Genomic DNA, 16,988 nt, shown 5'->3' on the forward strand with positions numbered 1-16,988 from the left:
CAAGTTTATTAAAATTAAGAAAAAGTTTTATTTCCAACGATTTCTGAAATATTTTTCACCCCATCTCTAAGAAATAATTCTTTTAGCTCTTTTTTAATGTTTGCAGCAATGTTAGGTCCTTGAAATACCATTCCGGTATACAGCTGAATATAATCTGCCCCTGACAAAAATTTATCGTATGCAGACTTTCCTGAGTCTATACCTCCTACCCCAATTATTTTAATTCTACCATTTAACAATTTAAAGAATTGATTAATGAGTAAATTTGATTTTTGTTCAATCGGCTTTCCTGATAAGCCTCCTTTTTGATGACGTTGAATATTTTTTAAATCATCCCTAGTACTTTCTGATGTATTTGAAATAATTATTGCAGATATTTCATTTTCTAAAAGGATTTCTGATATTAACTCAATTTGGTTTAAATCAATGTCTGGAGAAATTTTAACTACGATTGGAATGTCAGTTTTCAATTCATTTTTCTTATCTTTAATTGATTTTAATAATTCTTTTAATTTATTTCCATCATGAAAATTTCTTAAATTTTCAGTATTAGGAGAAGAAATATTTATTGTAATATAATCAGCAACTTCATAAAATTTTTCTAATCCAATTAAATAATCATTCAATCGATTATCAGAGTCTTTATTTGGTCCAACATTTACTCCAAGTATTCCAATTTTTTTATTTGATTTTATTCTATTTAAAATAGTTTCAGATCCTTGATTGTTGAAACCCAATCTATTAATTAACGCTTGATCTTCAACTAATCTAAATACTCTTGGCTTTTCATTACCATATTGTTTTAAAGGAGTAACAGTTCCAACTTCAACAAAACCAAATCCCAATTTAAACAAAGGATTGTAAACTTCTGCATTTTTGTCAAAACCAGCTGCTATTCCTATTGGATTGCTTAAATCTTTACCAAATATTTGTGTTTTGAAAATTGGATCATTTTTATTTTCATCAAATACATTTGATACTAAATTAAATTTTAAAGATTGAATTGCTAGAGTATGGGCTTTTTCTGGATCTAATTTAAAAATTAAAGATCTTAAATTTGAATACATTATTTGAGTTTACTCATTATAAGGTCTTTTGTTTCATTAACACCAAAAAAACTTATAAAAAATCCCATTCTTGGTCCATTTTCATCACCAAAAACCACCTCATAAATAAGTTTAAACCAATCTCTTAAATTTTCAGCATAACCATTTTCTTTTCCAGTAGTATAAATCAAAGTTTGGATTTCCTCTGGTGGCATCTGATCATTGCATTTTTCTAAAGTTGAAATTAAAGCCTCAAGAGCTTTTTTTTCATCTTCAGAAGGTGTTTTGTATTTTTTTTGAGACTTAATTACATCATTAAAATATTTAATTGCGTATCCTACTAATCCATCAAAAATTGGAAAGTTAGTTTCTTGAATATTTGGTTTGTATTTTTTTACAAATTTCCATAACAAATCTTTACTATCTGCATTACTTGTTTCTACTAAGTTCAATAACATTGAAAAACTCATAATCATGTCTTCTTTTGGAATACTCCCATTGTGGACATGCCATACTGGATTCATTACTAATTGCTGCTCAGTCTGCTTTTTAGATTTTTCAATATTATCTAAATATTCATCTACTGCTTTTGGAACTATTTCTTTATAAAGTTTTTTAGCTCTTTTTGGATTTTGATACATATATAGAGATAAACTTTCTGGTGAAGCATACTTCAACCATTGATCAATAGTTATGCCATTACCTTTAGATTTTGAAATTTTCTCACCCTTTTCATCTAGAAAAAGTTCATATGCAAATCCTGATGGATTCTTTTTACCCAATAAATTAATGATTTTTGTAGATAAAATTGCACTTTCAATCAAATCCTTACCATACATTTCAAAATCAACATCTAAAGCAAACCATCTCATTGCCCAATCTACTTTCCATTGTAATTTACAATTCCCGTCTAAAATACTGCTCTCTAATTTTTTACCTTTATTATCGAATATTATTTTAGAATTAGACTGATCAATTTCTATAACAGGTATCTCCAAAACATGACCTGTGTCAGGACATACTGGTAAAAAAGGACTGTATGTTTTTTGTCTTTCTTTCCCAAGTGTTGGTAAAATAATATTCATTATTCCTTCATAATTTTCTAAAATGATTTTCAAAGTAGGATTAAAAAAACCTGCCTTGTACAAAGATGTGGAACTTTTAAAATTATATTTAAAATTAAAACCGTTTAAAAAATCCTTTAGCATTTCATTATTATGTTCTCCAAAACTATTAAATTTTTGGAAAGGATCAGGTACTTGCGTTAAAGGTTTGTGAAGGTTTTGTTGCAACAATTCTTGGTTAGGAACATTATCTGGAACTTTTCTTAAGCCATCCATGTCATCTGAAAATGTAATAATTTCTGTTGGTAAATCTGTGAGTTGATTAAGTGCATTAACCATCATTGAAGTTCGTGCAACTTCTCCGAAAGTTCCTATATGAGGTAATCCACTTGGACCATATCCAGTTTGGAGAGTAATCTTACCTTTTTCTTCAATAAAAGCTTTTCTTTCACGAAGCATTTTTTTAGCTTCAACAAAAGGCCAAGCACTTGTCTTTTCTAGGACATCTTTTTTAATCATGAATTGCTCTTTTTAACCTTAAACTAGTGATTATATTAATTCTTATAGAGTTGAAATTTATTTACCATAAAATATTGTTCTTTCAAAATGTCTAATTACAAAACTGTTTTTTTTACGCTTGGAATTCTGCAAATAATATTGGGTGTATCAATGTTCATCCCAATTATAGTACAATTCTTTTACTCAGAGATAGACTCGTCTTTCTTTGGCTCATCTATTGTAACCATAATCTTTGGAACTTTATTTTTTTTATCAAATTTAGATCACGATAAAAAACTTAATCTACAACAAGCTTTCTTATTAACTGCCCTATCTTGGATTAGTATTGCAGTATTTGGATCTTTACCGTTTGTATTCTCAAGTATTGAACTTTCAATTACAGACTCTTTTTTTGAAAGTATGTCAGGAATTACTACAACTGGATCTACAATAATCTCAGATTTAGAGAACGCACCAAAGGGTCTTCTTTTATGGAGAGCTATTTTACAATGGCTAGGTGGAATTGGAATAATTGTAATGGCGATCACTTTGATGCCTATAATGAATGTTGGAGGTATGCAATTATTTAAAATTTCAAGTAATGACTCTTCAGAAAAAATACTCCCTAAGTCAAAAGAAATAGCACTTAGATTAATTTATATTTACTCAGGATTAACAGGCCTTTGTGCAATCACTTATTGGATATTTGGTATGGGTAAATTTGACAGCTTAACCCACTCAATGACTACAATTGCTACAGGAGGCTTTTCTAACTACAACGAGTCAATTGGATACTTTAATAGTTTACCAATTGAGATTTCATCAATGTTTTTTATTATATTGGGAAGTATTCCTTTTATTGCTTACATTAAATTTATAAGTGGAAACAAAAAAATTTTTTTAAATGATATTCAAATCAAAACCTTTTTAAAAATTATAATATTCGCTGTTATAATTTTATCTATTTACTTATTATTTTCTAACCAAGAAAACTTTAGTTTAAGATCAATATTTTTTAATACTATATCAATCCTGAGTGGTACTGGTTATGTAAACGCAGAATTTGATAAATGGGGCAGTTTTCCTATAACCCTGTTTCTTGCTTTGATGTTTATAGGTGGATGCGCGGGTTCTACAGCTTGTGGTGTAAAAATATTTAGAATTCAAATTCTTTATCTATTTATTCTAAACCAATTAAAAAAAATAATTTATCCTAAAGGGGTATTTGTAATTAAGTATGATCAAAGTGCAGTTGATGAAAAGTTTATAGCTTCAATTATTTCATTTATTTATTTTTATATCGTAATATTTTTTGTTCTTACTGCATTGTTATCATTAACTGGTTTAGATTTTATTACAGCTATCTCGGGTGCCGCTACATCTATTTCAAATGTCGGACCTGGTCTTGGTCCAATAATTGGCCCCAATGGAGATTTTTCTTCATTACCAGACCTTTCTAAATGGATTTTAACAGTTGGTATGATTTTAGGTAGACTTGAGCTATTTGCAATATTAGTATTATTTTTACCATCATTTTGGAAAAATTAATTATGTCTGAAATAAAAAAAACATCCTGGTTAGAATCCATTTCAGTTTACAAAGATATCCGGATGCTAAGAATTTTATTACTTGGTGCAATCAGTGGATTTCCATGGGTCTTGATTGCTAGTAGTTTAAGTCTTTGGTTAAAAGAAGAAGGATTAAGTAGATCTACTATTGGATGGGCAGGACTTATTTTTGGAGTCTATGCTTTTAATTATCTTTGGGCACCAATTGTAGACAGAATTCAAATTCCCTTCCTAACTAAAAAATTAGGTCACCGAAGAGGTTGGATTGTTTTAATGCAATTAGTAATTCTATTAAGTTTACTAGTTTGGAGTATTATAAATCCTACAGAAAATTTAGCGTTGATAATTACAGTTGGATTAATCATCGCTATAGCATCAGCAACTCAAGACATAACGGTAGATGCATTAAGAATTGAACAAATTAATGAAAATGAGGGAAAATCAATGGCAGCAGGTGCTGCAATGGCTGTAGTTGGTTGGTGGACAGGTTACAAATTAGGTGGTGTGGTTGCTTTATTTACTGCAGAGTTCTTTGAAAATATTGGTATCCAAGATTACTGGCAATCAACTTTTTTAATATTAGGTGTTCTAATTATTTTAATGAATATTGCTCTGATGTTTGTTCATGAACCAGTAGAAACTGACAGACAATCAAAGCAAAAGGAAACTGATAAGCTAATTAAAGGTAAACTAGGATCTAACAATATTATTACAACTTTTGTTGCCTATATAACTGGAACAATTGGTGGACCCATTATTAGCTTCTTTAAAAAAAATGGTTTTGCCATAGCTGCAGGAATTTTAGGGTTTGTCTTTTTGTTTAAAATTGGGGAAGCATTCATGGGTAGAATGTCGATTGTATTTTATAAAGAAATAGGCTTTTCAAAAGGACAAATAGCAATCTATTCAAAAGGATTGGGTTGGATCACAACTGTCGTATTTACTTTAATTGGTGGCGTAATGGCCATGAGAGCTGGAACTATAAAAACTATGTTCTTTGCAGGAGGTTTAATGGCGGTTACAAATCTGTTATTTGCTGTCTTAGCATGGACTGGTAAATCTGAACTATTATTTGCAATAGCAGTTATTGCTGACGATATTACTGCAGCTTTTGCAACTGTTGCATTTGTAGCATTTATATCTTTACTGGTTGATCGAACATATACAGCAACACAATACGCTTTACTTGCATCTATAGGGACTGCTGGGAGGACAACTTTAGCATCATCATCAGGAGCTTTGGTAGATTGGTTAAACGGAGATTGGGGAACATTTTTTGTCTTAACAACTATTATGGTAATTCCTTCACTAATATGTCTATGGATGATAAAAAATAAAATTAAAATTAGTGCAAAATAAATTCTATTTCAAAAGTAGTTTTTCTAATATTTTTAAAAAACCTTCTAAATTTTCAGAGGTAACCTCACAAATATTGTATGGAGAGAAATTTAAAATTTTATCTAAAAATAAAAATTGGATAAAAATAAAATGTAATTTTGACAATTATACTGGGTATATTCAAAATAAAGATTATTCAAAAGAATTTGAAGCTAATTATAAAGTAAGTAGCTTAAAAGCAAATATCTATAAAAAACCAAATTTAAAAACTAATACTTTTCTGTCTTTTGGATCAAAGTTGTCAGTTAAAGAAACTAATAAAAATTTTGCCAGAATTGATAAAAATAAATGGATTAAAAAAAAAGATATAAAAAAAATAAATTATAAAGAAAACAACTTTATTAAAATCTTTAAACAATTTTTGAACATAAAATACATCTGGGGTGGAAAAAGTTACGGGGGAATAGATTGCTCAGCCCTATTACAAATATTTTACTATTATAATAATAAGTTTTTTCCTCGAGATACCAAAGATCAAATTAAATATTTAAAAGGAAACATAAAAAGAAATTATCAAAAGGGAGATATCATTTTTTGGAAAGGGCATGTCGCAATGTGTTTAAATTCCAAGCAATTAATACATGCATATGGACCTGAAAAGAAAGTATTGATAATGCCTATAATTAAGACAATTAGAAGAATTGAAAATACAGCAAAACTTAAAGTAAAAAAAATAGCTAAAATTAAAATTTAGCTTCTTCCAAAATCTGGCTTATTAATATCTTGTTTGAGTTTGATTATTTTTGATCTGACTTTTTTAGTTTCAGTAAGCTTGTTAATAATAGATTTATTATTTTTTGAATTAATATCAGATTTAAATGATTTTAAATTTTTAATAAATAAATCAATAGCATTTGAAATATTTTTATTGTTATTGAAAAAAATATCTCGCCACATAATCTCATTAGAAGCTGCTATTCTTGAAAAATCTCTTAGTCCTCCTGCACTATATTTGATTAAATCATAGCTTTGTTTTTTCTCAAAATCTTGAGCTGACTTAACTAAATTATATGCAATTAAGTGAGGCAAATGACTAGTTATTGAAAAAATTTTGTCATGTTTTTCTGGTGACATGATTGTTACTTTTGATCCAATCTTCTCCCAAAATTTTTTCAGAAAATTTAAATTTTTTTTAATTGTATTTTTTTCTTTAATTAAAATACACCATCTACCCTCGAACATGTTGCTCTTTCCGTGCTGTGGTCCGCTTACTTCAGAACCAGCAATTGGGTGACTGGAAGTCCATGCAATTCCTTTTTTTAAAAATTTTTTTATTATTTTTGATGATTCAATTTTTGAAGAACCAACATCAGTAATTAATGTGTTAGGAGAAATATAATTATTTATTTTCATAATAATATTTTTGTATTCACTCATAGGTGTACAAAAAATAATAAAATTAGATTTTGTTACAGCTTCTTTTAATGAACTAACTACTTTTCCAGGTAATTTAAGATTTTTAATTCTTGATATATTCTTTTTTGACTTTTCATAAATATATACCTTATCTGCTAATTTATTTTTGTGTATAGATCTTAAAACTGAAGATCCAAGTAAACCACAACCTATGATTAAAATATTTTTCATTTAATTAAAAATCTTTCTCACTGCATTCATGAATATTAAATTTTCTCTAGATGAGCCAATAGTTAATCTCAATTTGTTTTTAATATGATAACCATCTTCAGTGGATCTTAATATAATTCCTTTATTTTTTAATTTTTGGTAAAGAAAATTTGCTGAATATTTACAGTCATCAAAATTTAATAGTAAAAAATTTGCTGATACAGCGTTTGAAAAAATATTATATTTTTCGAGAAATTTTTTTAGTCTATTTGCATAATTTAAATTATGTCTAATTGACTTTTGAATGAATTGCTTATCCTTCAATGACTCTGCGGCCGCAACTTGAGCCAAACCATTTACATTAAAAGGTGGTTTAATTACATTTAACGCTCTAATTATTTGTTTCGATCCATATCCCCAGCCAATTCTTAATGAGGCCAAGCCAAACATTTTAGAAAATGTTCGTAATATAAATACGTTGTCTTTATTTTTAAATAATTCTAAACCAGAGCTGTAATCATCATTTTTCATATATTCTGAGTACGCGTCATCAATTACTAATAAAATATTTCTATTCAACTTTCTTCTAAGTTCTAATGTCTCTTTTTTAGTTAAATATGTTCCTGTTGGATTGTTTGGATTTGCAATAAAAACTATTTTGGTTTTCTTAGATACTTTTTTCAATATTTCTTCAATTGAAACTTTAAAATTATTTTCTTTTGCAAATACAACTTTTGAACCAACAATTTTTGCATAAATCCTGTACATTAAAAAACTATATTGAGGAACAATCACTTCATCCTTTGGATGTAGATATAATTGACATAACATTTGAATTACCTCATCAGAACCTGCTCCACATATTATTTTATCGAAATTGCATTTGTATGCTTTAGATATTGCCATTTTAAGATTAGTAGATTTTCCATCTGGATATTTATCTAATACTAAATTTTTTTGAGATATTACTTTTTTTGCTAACGGGCTCATCCCTAAAGCAGACTCATTAGCTGACAATTTAATGACCTTATTAATTTTGTTAATTTTAGATTTGCCAGGCTTATAAGCTTCTATGTTAAATTTTTTAAATTTAGGTGTGCTCATTTTTTTATTTTTATGAGCTCTTTATAGATAAAAAAACAAATATTTATAGAGAATATGATCTTATTTTAAAAAATTGACATAAATTACAAGTTCTTGTACAAAATTTATGCGCTGATTTAACTGAATTGCGAGCGCTTAAAAAAAACCGCTAAAATAGTTTTTTTTCTCACAATTCATCTAAAGGCCTTAAAATGAATACAGAAAAAAATATTAATACATTAATTATAAAGAAACCTCTTAAATTAGATTGTGGTAAAACTATAAACAATTTTCCAATTGCATTCGAAACTTATGGGTCTCTAAATGAGAATAAAGACAATGCTATATTAGTATTTCATGCACTAACTGGAGATCAATTTGTAACTGGTTTAAATCCTGTTACTAAAAAAGACGGTTGGTGGAGTTTTGCTGTAGGTCCAGACAAAGCAATAGATACCAATAAATATTTTGTTATTTGTTCAAATGTAATTGGTGGATGTATGGGATCTTATGGACCAAGCCATAAAGATCCTGAAACACAGAAAACTTTTGGAACTGATTTTCCAGTTATTACAATTAATGACATGGTGAATGCACAATATAATTTACTTGAACACTTTGGAATTGATAAACTATTTGCAATTACCGGAGGTTCCATGGGAGGTATGCAAGTTCTTCAATTTATCACCAACTTTCCTGATAAAGCTAAAACTGTTATACCCATTGCTACTACCTCAAGTCATTCAGCACAAAATATTGCTTTTAATGAACTAGGAAGACAAGCAATCACTGCTGACAGCGATTGGAAAGATGGAAATTATGAAGCTAATAACACCAACCCAGGTAAAGGGCTTGCTGTTGCAAGAATGGCAGCTCATATAACTTATCTCTCAAAAAAAGGTTTGCAGGAAAAGTTTGGGAGAAAATTGCAAGAAAGAGAAGATTTGAAATTTGGTTTTGATGCAGATTTTCAAATTGAGAGTTATTTGAGATACCAAGGATCTGTGTTTGTAGATAGATTTGATGCAAACAGTTACCTCTACATAACTAGGGCTATGGATTATTTTGATTTAGTTAAACAATTTAATGGAAATTTGTCTGATGCATTTAAAAATACAAAAGCTAAATTTTTTGTTATTTCCTTTACTTCTGATTGGCTTTATCCAACCCAAGAAAATAAAGATATTGTTATAGCTTTAAATTCTATTGGAGCAGATGTTGGATTTGTAGAAATTGTATCTGATAAAGGTCACGACTCTTTTTTATTAGATGTACCCGATTTTTTAAATGCTCTGAAGAATTTCTTAGACAAATCTTATTTAGAATTAAAAAATGAAAAATGAATTTAAAGTAATATCAGATTTAATTGAGGATAATAAAAAAGTTTTAGATGTAGGTTGTGCAGATGGAACTTTGATGCAATTTTTAAAAGAACATAAAAATATAAATGTAAGAGGGCTAGAAATTTCTAAGGAAAAAGTACAAGAATGTATTGCAAAAGGATTAACTGTAATAGAAGGTAACGCAGAGAAAGACTTAAAACAATTTCCTGATAAATCGTTTGACTATGTAGTATTGAGTCAAACACTCCAAGCATTTTTAAGCCCTGAAATTGTTTTAGATGAACTTTTAAGAGTTGGAAAAAAAGCAATTGTAACGATACCAAATTTTGGTAATTGGCAAGTTAGATTGCATCTATTATTTAAGGGCACAATGCCAATAACAAAATCTTTACCAGAACAATGGCACAGTACGCCTAATTTACATATGTGCACAATTAAAGATTTTGTAAATTTTATAAAATTTAAAGAAATTAAAATGATAAAAACTTTAGCTTTAAATAGTAACAACACTTCAAATATAACAAATAGTAATTTAGGAACTAAAAATTTATTTGCTGATCTTGGAATATTTTTAATAGAAAAATAAATGAAAGTTGAAATTATACCGTGCCTACAAGATAATTATAGTTATTTAATTATTGATAATGAAAAACAGGAAGCATGTGTTGTTGATCCGAGTGAAGCTAAACCAATAATCAATTACATAAACGATAAAAATATTAAATTAAAATATATCTTAAATACTCATCATCATTATGATCATGTTGGGGGTAATACTGAATTAAAAAAAAAATTTGGATCTGTTGTTTTAGGATTTAATGGAGATGCAAAAAGGATACCAGAGATTGATATCTTGTTAAAAGATAATGAAATTTGGAATAGCGGAAATTTTAAAGCTAAAATTATTCATATCCCTGGACACACAACAGGACATATTTGTTTTTATTTTTTTGAAGAAAACTTACTATTCACCGGAGATACTCTCTTCTCACTTGGATGTGGTAGAATTTTTGAGGGTACATATGAACAAATGTATAACTCTTTAAGTAAATTAAAATCTTTACCTAAAGAAACAAAAATCTATTGTGGCCATGAATATACTTTAAATAATTCAAAATTCTGCTTGAAACATGATTCTGAAAACTCTTCTTTGTTAAAGAAAATAGAATTTATAAAACAACAAAGAAATAATAATTTACCTACTATTCCATCAACCTTACAAGATGAAATTGATTGTAATATTTTTTTAAGAGCTAATGACCTAAAATCCTTTTCAAAATTAAGGGATTTAAAGGATAATTTCTAACTAATTCAGCTTGACTATAGGCTTCCGGTAACTATATTGCGGTTACTTAAATTTAATATTCATACTATGTCATACGCAGTAATAAAAACAGGTGGTAAACAGTACAAAGTTAAATCTGGTGAGATATTAAAAATTGAAAAATTACCAGATTCAAAGCCTGAGACTAAGATAGAATTTAATGAAATCCTAGCATATGGGGATGATAAAAATATTGAGGTTGGAACTCCTAATGTTGAAGGTGCTAAGGTAGAGGCAGATTTAATTAAAAATAGTAAAAATAGAACAATTCTAATTTTCAAAAAAAGAAGAAGACAAAATTCAAGAAGAAAAAATGGACACAGACAACAATTTTCTTTGATAAGAATTAACAAAATTTTTTCAAAAGATGGTAAAGTATTATCTGAAGCTGAAAAAATTAAACCAGCTCCCAAAAAAGAAGAAGTTAAGGAAGCTGCAAGTAAATAGTTATTAGGTAAATTATGGCAACAAAAAAAGCAGGTGGATCATCGAGAAACGGACGAGATAGTGCTGGTCGAAGACTTGGTGTTAAAAAATACGGTGGAGAAACTGTAATACCTGGAAATATAATTGTTAGACAAAGAGGAACAAAAATTTTTCCTGGCGAAAATGTTGGAATGGGAAAAGATCATTCAATTTTTTCTGTTATCAAAGGTAAAGTTGTATTCAAAAAATCTAAATTAGATAGAACTTACGTTTCAGTAAAACCCAATTAATAGTACAACCAAGAAAATGTTGTATTATGAAATTTCTCGATCAAGTTAAAATTTATATTAAGGCTGGAAACGGTGGTGACGGTTCACCAAGTTTTAGAAGAGAAAAGTATGTTGAGTTTGGAGGACCTGATGGAGGGGATGGAGGCAAGGGTGGCTCTATCATTTTAAAATCAGAAGAAAACTTAAACACTTTAATTGATTACAGATATCAACAACATCATAAAGCTCAACGTGGAGAGAATGGTTCTGGTCAAAATCGAACAGGTAAAAGTGGTGAGGATTTGGTTTTAAAAGTTCCTCTTGGAACCCAGGTATTTGAAGAGGATAATAAAACTCTATTATTTGATTTTAACAAAAAAGGAGAAGAGTACATTGCAGCTAATGGTGGCAAAGGTGGTTTGGGAAATACTAGATTTAAAAGCTCTACTAACAGAGCTCCAAGAAAATTTACGAAAGGAACTTTGGGAGAAGAGTTTACAATTTGGTTACAACTTAAAACAATAGCTGATATTGGAATTATCGGATTACCTAACGCAGGAAAATCAAGTTTGTTAGCAGCACTTACAAACGCAAATCCTAAAATTGCTAATTATAAATTTACAACACTCAATCCTAACTTGGGTGTTGCTAGCTATGATGATAAAGAAATCACAATAGCTGATATACCAGGATTAGTAGAAGGTGCCCATGAAGGTGTTGGACTTGGGATACAGTTTTTAAAACATATAGAAAGATGCAAATCTTTATTACATTTAATTGATATTACTAATCTTGATCTTAAGGAATCTTATGATCAGGTTAAAAATGAACTTAAAAATTACAGTTCTAAAATGCTTGAAAAGAGAGAATTAATTGTGTTTAACAAAATAGATTTAATTGATGAAGACACAGCTAAAGATGTAATTGATGATTTCTCTAAAGATAAAAATTGTGAGATAATGACAATTACAACTTTAAATAAAGAGTCGGTTTCAAAAATTAAGGCAAAATTATTATCCTATGTATCTTAAAAACTCGAAAATTATTGTTATTAAAATTGGTTCATCTTTATTAGTTGATGAAAATAAAAAAATTAGAAAAAAATGGCTTTCAAGCTTTGCGAAGGACATCAAAAAACTAAAAGATAAAAATCAAAAAATAGTCATTGTTAGTTCAGGTGCTATCGCTCTTGGATGTAAAAAAATGAATTTTAACAAAAAAAATATCAAGTTAGATAAAAGTCAAGCAATTGCCTCTATTGGCCAAATTGAACTAATGAATTTATTCTCTCAGACCTTCTCAAAATTCAAATTAAATATTTCACAAATTTTGTTAACTCTAGAAGATACGGAGGAACGAAGAAGATCCTTAAATGCCAAAAGAACATTCGAAAATTTATTCGAACTTGGATTTATCCCAGTTGTTAATGAGAATGATACAATTGCAACAACTGAAATAAAATATGGAGATAATGATAGATTGGCATCTAGAGTAGCTCAAATTACAAACGCCGATACATTAATTTTACTTTCAGATGTAGATGGCCTTTTTACAAAAAATCCAAAAGTAAATAAAGACGCTAAACTTATAAAAATAGTAAATGATATAAACAAAGACTTAAAAGAAATTAATATTAAAGGAATTAATGAATATGGAAGTGGAGGAATGCAAACAAAAATTGAAGCTGCTAAAATTTGTCAATTAGCTGGCAGCAGTATGATTATTGCAAACGGACTGTATTCAAATCCTATTTCAAAAATTATTGAAAAAAATAATTGTACATGGTTCAGCCCAAAGGTCTCTAAACTTCATGCTAGAAAAAAATGGATAATTAGCTCAATTGCACCTAAAGGAAATATTGTAATTGATGATGGAGCCAAAAAAGCGTTAAAGCTTGGAAAAAGTTTACTAGCTGCAGGTATTAAAAATGTATCAGGAAGATTTAACAAAGGTGATCATATAAAAGTTTTAGATAAAAAAAATAATGAATGTGCTAGAGGTTTAAGTTCTTTTTCTTCTGATGAAGTAAAAAAAATTATGGGACACCATTCGAATGAAATTCAAAAATTACTTGGGTATGTTGCAAAATCTGAAGTTATTCATAAAGATGATATGGTAGAAGTATAAATGAATAATTATATGAATTTAATCGGTAAAAGAGCAAGAAAAGCAAGTCAATATAAAATAGACACAAAAGTTAAAAATAGTGTTTTAGCCTCCTATGCCAAAATGCTTAACGAAAACAAAGGTTTAATAATTAAAGAAAATACTAAAGATATTAATTACGCAAAAAAAATAGGATTAAAAGAAAATTTAATTAATAGACTTCATTTAAATGAGAAAAAAATAAACGACATCAGAAATTCTATTATTAGTATTATTAAATTTAAAGATCCCATTAATCATGTTCTAGAAAAGTGGAAAAGACCTAATGGATTAAATATTAGTAGAGTATCAATTCCAATAGGAGTTATTGGTGTAATTTATGAAAGTAGGCCAAATGTTACATCAGATGTTGCGGGTTTATGTTTCAAATCAGGTAATGCAGTAATCTTAAGAGGAGGTTCTGAGGCAATCAATTCAAATAGAATTTTGTCAAAACTTTTTAGAAAAGCGCTCAAAAAAAATAAAGTAGATGAAAACTTTATACAATTTATAGACTCTAAAAACAGAAAGATGGTTGATGTAATGCTTTCCAAAATGAAAGAATATATTGATGTTATAATCCCACGTGGTGGAAAAAATCTTGTAAGAAAAGTTCAAGAACTTTCTAAGGTTCCTATAATTGGTCATCTTGAGGGTATTTGTCATACATATGTCGACAAAGATGCTGAATTAAAGATGGCAAATAGAGTTGTTACTAACGCAAAATTAAGAAACACCAGCATATGTGGGGCGACCGAAACCATTATTCTACATAAAAATATTGTTAAAAAATTTAGCAATACAATCCTGGGCAATTTAGAAAAAAATGGTTGTAAAATTTATGGAGAAAAAACTTTGGCTAAATTTTATAAGGGTAAAATTTTTAAAGCTACTGAAAAAGATTGGTCTACAGAATATTTAAGCGCAGCAGTTTCTGTTAAAATAGCAAACAACCTCAATGAAGCCATAAGTCATATTAACAAGTATGGAACAATGCATACAGACTCAATAATTACAAAAAACAAAAAAACAGCTAATCAATTTCTAAAGGAAGTCAAAAGCTCTATTGCTATGCATAACACTTCAACTCAATTTGCAGATGGAGGTGAATTTGGTTTCGGAGGAGAAGTTGGAATTTCTACCAATGTACTTCCACCAAGAGGGCCTGTGGGACTTAATCAACTTGTTTCATATAAATATCAAATTACAAGTAACGGTAAAATAAGAAATTAATTTGAAATTAAATAAGACAAAAATAGGAATTTTAGGAGGATCATTTGATCCTGCTCATAAAGGTCATCTAGCAATTTCAAAAGAAGCAAAAAAAAGATTTGAGCTTAAAAACATTATTTGGGCAATCACAAAAAAAAATCCTTTTAAAAACCAGAGCAAAACCTCAGTTACTGAAAGAATAAAATTCTGTAAAAAAATTATTGGTAACAATTCATTTATCAAAGTGAGATTTTACGAAAACAAAATTAATTCAAATAAAACAATCGATTTAATTAATCATTTAAAAAAAAATAAAAATATTGAAATTTATTTTTTAATGGGAGCAGATAACTTAATAAATTTTCACAAATGGTATAAATCAAAATCTATTTCACAAAAGTGTAATATTTTAGTTTTCGATAGACATGGCTATAAAAAAAACTCATTAAAATCAAAGACATTTAGGGCTCTCGGCAATACCACCCTCAAATTTATAGAGTTTAATAAAGTCAACATTTCATCTTCTCAATTAAGAAAAATTTGATAGTCTAAATCTAATTAATGGATAAAATTTCAGATCTCAAAGAAATTGTAATCACCACATTAGATCTTAACAAAGCTGAAGACATAGTAACTATTGATCTAAAAGATAAAAGTTCGATGGCAGATTATATGATAATAGCAAGCGGTACATCATCTAGACATATACAGTCTTTATCTGAACAAGTGTTAGAAAAGCTTAAAGATAATGGAATTAAAGACTCTAAAATTGAGGGTAAAGAAAGTGGTGAATGGAAATTGGTAGACGGTATAGATCTAATCGTTCATATTTTTCATCCAGAGAAAAGAAAATTTTACGAATTAGAAAAAATCTGGTCAGAATTTATTCCTAAAGAAAAAGTAATGATATGAAAATAATTAAATATTACTCAATTATTTTTTTATCATTTTTTTATTTAAGTTCAGCAAACTCTTCTGAAGTAGATATTTACAAAAAGATAGATTTATTTGGTGAGGTTTTAGAAAAAATAAATAGAGAATATATTGATGAGATCAATCAATCTGAGAGTATGGACTCTGCTATCAATGGCTTACTTCAATCTTTAGACCCTTATTCATCTTATATGTCTCCTGAAATTCTGGAGGAGATGCAAACTGAAACTAGCGGTGAATTTGGTGGCCTTGGAATTGAGGTAAGTATGGAAGCAGGGGTTGTTAAAGTTATTTCACCTATTGACGACACACCAGCATCAAAAGCTGGATTAAAAGCTGGTGATTACATTGTAAAAATTAATGACACCCAAGTTCAAGGGAAATCTCTAACTGAAGCTGTTGATTTAATGCGAGGCCCAGTAGGTTCAAGTATAGAATTAACAGTTAGACGAAGAGGAGAAAAAAAAGCATTAACATTTAATATCACTAGAGAAATAATTGAAATTCAATCTGTTAAGTCAGAGTTATTAGAAGAAAATATTGGCTATATTAGATTAACTTCATTTAATGAAAACAGTAGTGATCAAATAGAAAAACAAATAAAGAAATTAAAAAAAAATAAAAATCTTAATTCTTTTATTTTGGATTTAAGAAATAATCCAGGTGGATTACTAAACCAAGCAATAAGAATATCTGATTTCTTTTTAGAAAATGGTGAAATTGTCTCCACTAAAAGTAGAAAAAAATCTGATAATAGAAAATGGTTTGCAAAAAAAGGAGACATAACTGACGGAAAAACATTACTAGTACTGATAAATTATGGATCAGCCTCAGCATCAGAAATTGTTGCAGGAGCTTTAAAAGACCACAAAAGAGCAATTGTTGTAGGTGAGAACAGTTATGGCAAAGGTTCAGTTCAATCTATTATTCCTCTTAAAAATAGAGGTGCAATACGTTTGACTGTTGCAAAATACTATCTTCCATCTGGAAAGTCTATATCTGAAGTTGGTGTACGTCCAGACATTGAAGTGAATGAAGAAGGCGATGATTTTAAAATAAGAACTGACACTGATAATCAACTAAATTACGCAATTAAATTACTTAACGGATAAA

Annotated in this window: 18 protein-coding genes; 14 read left to right on the forward strand and 4 right to left on the reverse strand. The window is 28.6% G+C overall.

Features of this window, described 5'->3' with window-relative positions; all coding sequences use genetic code 11:
• Positions 1-14: 14 nt before the first annotated feature.
• Together ACTTAS_RS05990 and ACTTAS_RS05995 are read right to left on the reverse strand one after the other, a co-directional pair.
• Positions 15-1,067: a quinone-dependent dihydroorotate dehydrogenase gene (locus tag ACTTAS_RS05990; RefSeq protein WP_440678700.1), complete on the reverse strand. Its 1,053-nt coding sequence runs from the start codon at positions 1,065-1,067 to the stop codon at positions 15-17.
• Entirely contained in the window at positions 1,067-2,629 is a 1,563-nt protein-coding gene (locus ACTTAS_RS05995; protein ID WP_440678701.1) for a lysine--tRNA ligase, read from the reverse strand. Before ACTTAS_RS05995 ends, ACTTAS_RS05990 begins: the two co-directional genes overlap by 1 nt.
• An 87-nt stretch (positions 2,630-2,716) precedes the next feature.
• On the opposite strand from ACTTAS_RS05995, the gene ACTTAS_RS06000 reads away from it, so the two are divergent.
• From ACTTAS_RS06000 to ACTTAS_RS06010, 3 genes are read left to right on the forward strand one after another with little or no spacing between them, the layout of a single operon-like run.
• Positions 2,717-4,156 carry a TrkH family potassium uptake protein gene (locus tag ACTTAS_RS06000; protein ID WP_440678702.1) on the forward strand — a complete coding sequence of 480 codons (1,440 nt, stop codon included), beginning with the start codon at positions 2,717-2,719 and terminating at the stop codon, positions 4,154-4,156.
• A 2-nt stretch (positions 4,157-4,158) separates the two neighbouring features.
• Entirely contained in the window at positions 4,159-5,535 is a 1,377-nt protein-coding gene (locus ACTTAS_RS06005; protein WP_440678703.1) for an AmpG family muropeptide MFS transporter, read from the forward strand.
• Complete coding sequence (locus ACTTAS_RS06010) at positions 5,525-6,268, forward strand: C40 family peptidase (RefSeq protein WP_440678704.1); 744 nt, start codon at positions 5,525-5,527, stop codon at positions 6,266-6,268. The genes ACTTAS_RS06005 and ACTTAS_RS06010 overlap by 11 nt, the downstream gene beginning before the upstream one ends.
• Here ACTTAS_RS06010 and ACTTAS_RS06015 read toward each other — a convergent pair.
• On the reverse strand, positions 6,265-7,161 hold the full coding sequence (locus tag ACTTAS_RS06015) for a prephenate dehydrogenase (protein ID WP_440654949.1): 897 nt from the start codon (positions 7,159-7,161) through the stop codon (positions 6,265-6,267). The two genes, ACTTAS_RS06010 and ACTTAS_RS06015, sit on opposite strands and share 4 nt — an antisense overlap.
• Complete coding sequence (gene hisC / locus ACTTAS_RS06020) at positions 7,162-8,244, reverse strand: histidinol-phosphate transaminase (RefSeq protein ID WP_440678705.1); 1,083 nt, start codon at positions 8,242-8,244, stop codon at positions 7,162-7,164. It lies immediately after the preceding gene.
• A 191-nt stretch (positions 8,245-8,435) separates the two neighbouring features.
• Between hisC and metX the strand changes: the two genes are divergently transcribed.
• The 11 genes from metX to ACTTAS_RS06075 all read left to right on the forward strand — a co-directional run bounded on the left by metX (position 8,436) and on the right by ACTTAS_RS06075 (position 16,987).
• Positions 8,436-9,566 carry a homoserine O-acetyltransferase MetX gene (gene metX, locus ACTTAS_RS06025; protein WP_440678706.1) on the forward strand — a complete coding sequence of 377 codons (1,131 nt, stop codon included), beginning with the start codon at positions 8,436-8,438 and terminating at the stop codon, positions 9,564-9,566.
• Positions 9,556-10,152, forward strand: coding sequence for a methionine biosynthesis protein MetW (gene metW / locus ACTTAS_RS06030; protein ID WP_262589873.1), 597 nt, complete (start codon positions 9,556-9,558; stop codon positions 10,150-10,152). Before metX ends, metW begins: the two co-directional genes overlap by 11 nt.
• Complete coding sequence (gene gloB, locus ACTTAS_RS06035) at positions 10,153-10,872, forward strand: hydroxyacylglutathione hydrolase (RefSeq protein WP_440678707.1); 720 nt, start codon at positions 10,153-10,155, stop codon at positions 10,870-10,872. It abuts the gene before it with no gap.
• A gap of 66 nt (positions 10,873-10,938) precedes the next feature.
• A complete protein-coding gene (gene rplU, locus ACTTAS_RS06040; RefSeq protein WP_440633072.1) occupies positions 10,939-11,337 on the forward strand; it encodes a 50S ribosomal protein L21 in 399 nt (132 codons plus the stop codon).
• 14 nt (positions 11,338-11,351) lie between these two features.
• Positions 11,352-11,606: a 50S ribosomal protein L27 gene (rpmA, locus tag ACTTAS_RS06045; protein ID WP_075506491.1), complete on the forward strand. Its 255-nt coding sequence runs from the start codon at positions 11,352-11,354 to the stop codon at positions 11,604-11,606.
• A 26-nt stretch (positions 11,607-11,632) separates the two neighbouring features.
• Complete coding sequence (gene cgtA, locus ACTTAS_RS06050) at positions 11,633-12,616, forward strand: Obg family GTPase CgtA (RefSeq protein WP_440678708.1); 984 nt, start codon at positions 11,633-11,635, stop codon at positions 12,614-12,616.
• Complete coding sequence (gene proB / locus ACTTAS_RS06055) at positions 12,606-13,712, forward strand: glutamate 5-kinase (protein ID WP_440678709.1); 1,107 nt, start codon at positions 12,606-12,608, stop codon at positions 13,710-13,712. Before cgtA ends, proB begins: the two co-directional genes overlap by 11 nt.
• Positions 13,713-14,963, forward strand: coding sequence for a glutamate-5-semialdehyde dehydrogenase (locus ACTTAS_RS06060; RefSeq protein ID WP_440678710.1), 1,251 nt, complete (start codon positions 13,713-13,715; stop codon positions 14,961-14,963).
• Positions 14,959-15,486: a nicotinate (nicotinamide) nucleotide adenylyltransferase gene (gene nadD, locus ACTTAS_RS06065; protein ID WP_440678992.1), complete on the forward strand. Its 528-nt coding sequence runs from the start codon at positions 14,959-14,961 to the stop codon at positions 15,484-15,486. Before ACTTAS_RS06060 ends, nadD begins: the two co-directional genes overlap by 5 nt.
• A gap of 17 nt (positions 15,487-15,503) precedes the next feature.
• Positions 15,504-15,854, forward strand: coding sequence for a ribosome silencing factor (rsfS, locus tag ACTTAS_RS06070; protein WP_075506496.1), 351 nt, complete (start codon positions 15,504-15,506; stop codon positions 15,852-15,854).
• Complete coding sequence (locus ACTTAS_RS06075) at positions 15,851-16,987, forward strand: S41 family peptidase (RefSeq protein ID WP_440678711.1); 1,137 nt, start codon at positions 15,851-15,853, stop codon at positions 16,985-16,987. Before rsfS ends, ACTTAS_RS06075 begins: the two co-directional genes overlap by 4 nt.
• The last annotated feature ends 1 nt before the right edge of the window (position 16,988 follow it).

Origin of the sequence: Candidatus Pelagibacter sp. HIMB1611 (assembly GCF_052047715.1) — a bacterium.
Lineage (GTDB): Bacteria > Pseudomonadota > Alphaproteobacteria > Pelagibacterales > Pelagibacteraceae > Pelagibacter.

Coding starts and splice junctions, on each gene's coding strand:
- ACTTAS_RS06015 (WP_440654949.1), bottom strand. CDS start 7,161: ATGAAAAATATTTTAATCATAGGTTGTGGTTTACTTGGATCTTCAGTT.
- ACTTAS_RS05995 (WP_440678701.1), bottom strand. CDS start 2,629: ATGATTAAAAAAGATGTCCTAGAAAAGACAAGTGCTTGGCCTTTTGTT.
- rpmA (WP_075506491.1), top strand. CDS start 11,352: ATGGCAACAAAAAAAGCAGGTGGATCATCGAGAAACGGACGAGATAGT.
- rplU (WP_440633072.1), top strand. CDS start 10,939: ATGTCATACGCAGTAATAAAAACAGGTGGTAAACAGTACAAAGTTAAA.
- cgtA (WP_440678708.1), top strand. CDS start 11,633: ATGAAATTTCTCGATCAAGTTAAAATTTATATTAAGGCTGGAAACGGT.
- metW (WP_262589873.1), top strand. CDS start 9,556: ATGAAAAATGAATTTAAAGTAATATCAGATTTAATTGAGGATAATAAA.
- ACTTAS_RS06075 (WP_440678711.1), top strand. CDS start 15,851: ATGAAAATAATTAAATATTACTCAATTATTTTTTTATCATTTTTTTAT.
- rsfS (WP_075506496.1), top strand. CDS start 15,504: ATGGATAAAATTTCAGATCTCAAAGAAATTGTAATCACCACATTAGAT.
- proB (WP_440678709.1), top strand. CDS start 12,606: ATGTATCTTAAAAACTCGAAAATTATTGTTATTAAAATTGGTTCATCT.
- ACTTAS_RS06000 (WP_440678702.1), top strand. CDS start 2,717: ATGTCTAATTACAAAACTGTTTTTTTTACGCTTGGAATTCTGCAAATA.
- ACTTAS_RS06005 (WP_440678703.1), top strand. CDS start 4,159: ATGTCTGAAATAAAAAAAACATCCTGGTTAGAATCCATTTCAGTTTAC.
- hisC (WP_440678705.1), bottom strand. CDS start 8,244: ATGAGCACACCTAAATTTAAAAAATTTAACATAGAAGCTTATAAGCCT.
- ACTTAS_RS05990 (WP_440678700.1), bottom strand. CDS start 1,067: ATGTATTCAAATTTAAGATCTTTAATTTTTAAATTAGATCCAGAAAAA.
- ACTTAS_RS06060 (WP_440678710.1), top strand. CDS start 13,713: ATGAATAATTATATGAATTTAATCGGTAAAAGAGCAAGAAAAGCAAGT.
- gloB (WP_440678707.1), top strand. CDS start 10,153: ATGAAAGTTGAAATTATACCGTGCCTACAAGATAATTATAGTTATTTA.
- metX (WP_440678706.1), top strand. CDS start 8,436: ATGAATACAGAAAAAAATATTAATACATTAATTATAAAGAAACCTCTT.